Genomic DNA, 2,465 nt, shown 5'->3' on the forward strand with positions numbered 1-2,465 from the left:
GGGTGGTCCGGCTGTCGGTGGCGTGCTGGTTGCCCGTACCGGCGCGGACGCGGACCGGGCCGCCGGGGCCGTACTGGGCGGTGCCGTACGGAGGACTGACGGAGCCGGGGCGGCTGCGGGCGGCCCTCTGCGGTGAAGGAGCGGGGCGGTGAGCGGCATTGTCAGTGCTGGGTACTGCTTGCCGTGTGGTCAATGGTGTGCGGAGACCGTGGTGGTGGCCCTCGTGCATGTGAACTCGGGGCCGGGGCGGGCCGTACAGGCGTGTTTGCCACATGCGCGGGAGTACGCGGCGTATCCGCCGGCCCCCCAGTGGCTGCGGGACGATCTCGCGGAGGTGGATCAGCGGTGAGGCCGGCCGCGGGGCGGGCGGCTGGCGGCGGTGCGGCGGAGCTTGCCCGTGAGGGAGGTCGCGGCGGCGGTGAGGAAGACGAGGGTGTAGAGGATCTGGAGGAGGATGAGCAGCCGCGCGGACTGACCGCGCGGCTGGATGTCGCCGTAGCTGAGCGTGGCCAGGGTCAGCAGCGTGAAGTAGAAGGCGTCCAGCCGGGTGCGCAGCCCACGGAACTCCCCCGGATCGTGTGAGATCACGAAGTACGCCGAGGAGAACACCAGTACCGACAGGCACATCAGCGACACGAGCGCGACGACCGTGCCGCGGCGGTCGAACAGGGCGTCCCGCATGTGCTTGAGGAGCAGCACGGCGATGCCGGTGAGCACGACGATGAGTACGGTCCAGCTCAGTACCGGCCGCTCAGGCCCCAGCACCCGCGCCGGCAGCAGGAAGTAGGCCACGAAGAGCACCGCGACGGCAGGCCCCAGCAGCCGCCACGCCCAGTGGGCCCGGGACGATCCTCCGCGTTCCTCCATGAGGCCATCGTCGCCACCCCCGGCCGACCGCGCGCCCCCGCAGCGCCCAACAGCCGCGAACGGCGGACAGGGGCACGCACCGGTTACGGCGCCAGAACGTCGAGCTCCGCCATCGCGTCCTCCGTGATCGTCCGCATTATGCGCTCCGCGCGGGCGCCGTCCCGCTCGCGGACGGCCTCCGCGACCTGGACGTGCAGGGTGACGGCCTCCTGGCGGGGGTCGCTGAACATGACGTCGTGCTGGGTGCGGCCGGTGAGGACGGCCGCGACGACGTCGCCGAGCCGGGCGAACATCTCGTTGCGGGAGGCCCGCAGCACGGCGCGGTGGAAGTCGATGTCGTGCACCAGGTAGTTGTCGAGCTGGCCGCCGCGCGAGGTGGCGACCATGCCCAGGGCGTGCTCGGTCAGCGCCGCGCACTCCTCCGGGGTGGCCTGCTCGGCGGCGAGGCGGGCCGCGACCGGTTCGACGGCGGAGCGCAGCACCGTGAGGGAGCGCAGCTGGCGGCCCCGGTCGGCGCCGGCCAGTCGCCAGGTGATGACCTGCGGGTCGTAGACGTTCCACTGCTCGGCGGGCAGCACCGTGACCCCGACCCTGCGGCGCGACTCCACCAGGTGCATGGACTCCAGCACCCGTACCGCCTCCCGCGCCACCGTGCGGGAGACCTCGTAGCGGGCTGCCAGCTCCTCGGTGAGCAGCACCGTGCCCGGCGGGTACTCACCCGCCGTGATCGCGGGGCCCAGCGAGGCGAGCACCCTGCCGTGCAGTCCGCGCTCGCGCCCCGACGCCGAGCCCTCGGCGCTCTCGTCCTGGCTGGTCATGCGTCTCCCCGGTCGTCTCCGCCCCTCCCCGTGCGCTCGGCGAACGCCCGGGAGGTTCAGCCTACGTGCTCCGCGTCACGGCAATTAAGTATGACTAATTGGTTTCCAACTATTGAATACGTGTGACCTATGGGGTTGAGTGTCCTCCGCGCCGAGGTCGATGTCGATGAGGACGGTGAGACGGGGTGCGGAGTCAGCGCAGTCAGCGCAGTCAGCGCAGTGACATGACCGGTCACAACGCGGTCGTGGTCGTCATGGGAGTGGCCGGCACGGGCAAGACCACCGTGGGGCGGCTGCTCGCCGACGCGCTCGGCGTCCCGTACGCGGAGGCCGACGCCTTCCACCCGCCCGCCAACGTCGCGAAGATGTCCGCCGGGACTCCGCTCGACGACGCCGACCGGGCTCCGTGGCTGGATGCGATCGGCGCCTGGGCGCACGACCACGAGGGGCGCGGCGGAGTCGTCAGCTGCTCGGCGCTCAAGCGGGCCTACCGCGACCGGCTGCGGGCCGCAGCCCCCGGCATCGTCTTCCTGCACCTCACCGGCGACCGCGCGCTGATCGCCCGGCGGATGGCCGGGCGCGCGGACCACTTCATGCCCGTCGCGCTGCTGGACTCGCAGTTCGCGACGCTCGAACCGCTGGCGCCGGACGAACCCGGCGTCGTGGTCGATGTCGCTCCCGGACCGGAGAGCGTCACCGAGCAGGCCCTGGACGGACTGGGACCCCTGCCCCTGGTACATACCGTCCAGTCGGTCAGTAACCGCTGACCCCACCCCCAAC

At 72.0% G+C, this 2,465-nt stretch carries 3 protein-coding genes; 1 reads left to right on the top strand and 2 read right to left on the bottom strand.

What is annotated here, in order from left to right; genetic code table 11:
• Positions 1-339: 339 nt before the first annotated feature.
• The gene (locus ITI46_RS34125; RefSeq protein ID WP_209243880.1) at positions 340-867 is read right to left on the bottom strand and encodes a potassium channel family protein; all 528 of its coding nucleotides are present in this window, start codon (positions 865-867) and stop codon (positions 340-342) included.
• Between the two features lie 83 nt (positions 868-950).
• A complete protein-coding gene (locus tag ITI46_RS34130; protein WP_209243882.1) occupies positions 951-1,685 on the bottom strand; it encodes a FadR/GntR family transcriptional regulator in 735 nt (244 codons plus the stop codon).
• Positions 1,686-1,909: 224 nt separating this feature from the next.
• On the opposite strand from ITI46_RS34130, the gene ITI46_RS34135 reads away from it, so the two are divergent.
• Positions 1,910-2,452: a gluconokinase gene (locus ITI46_RS34135; RefSeq protein WP_209243890.1), complete on the top strand. Its 543-nt coding sequence runs from the start codon at positions 1,910-1,912 to the stop codon at positions 2,450-2,452.
• Positions 2,453-2,465 lie beyond the last annotated feature (13 nt).

This window comes from Streptomyces oryzae (assembly GCF_017676365.1).
GTDB classification, from domain to species: domain Bacteria; phylum Actinomycetota; class Actinomycetes; order Streptomycetales; family Streptomycetaceae; genus Streptomyces; species Streptomyces oryzae.

Coding starts and splice junctions, on each gene's coding strand:
- ITI46_RS34125 (WP_209243880.1), bottom strand. CDS start 867: ATGGAGGAACGCGGAGGATCGTCCCGGGCCCACTGGGCGTGGCGGCTG.
- ITI46_RS34130 (WP_209243882.1), bottom strand. CDS start 1,685: ATGACCAGCCAGGACGAGAGCGCCGAGGGCTCGGCGTCGGGGCGCGAG.
- ITI46_RS34135 (WP_209243890.1), top strand. CDS start 1,910: ATGACCGGTCACAACGCGGTCGTGGTCGTCATGGGAGTGGCCGGCACG.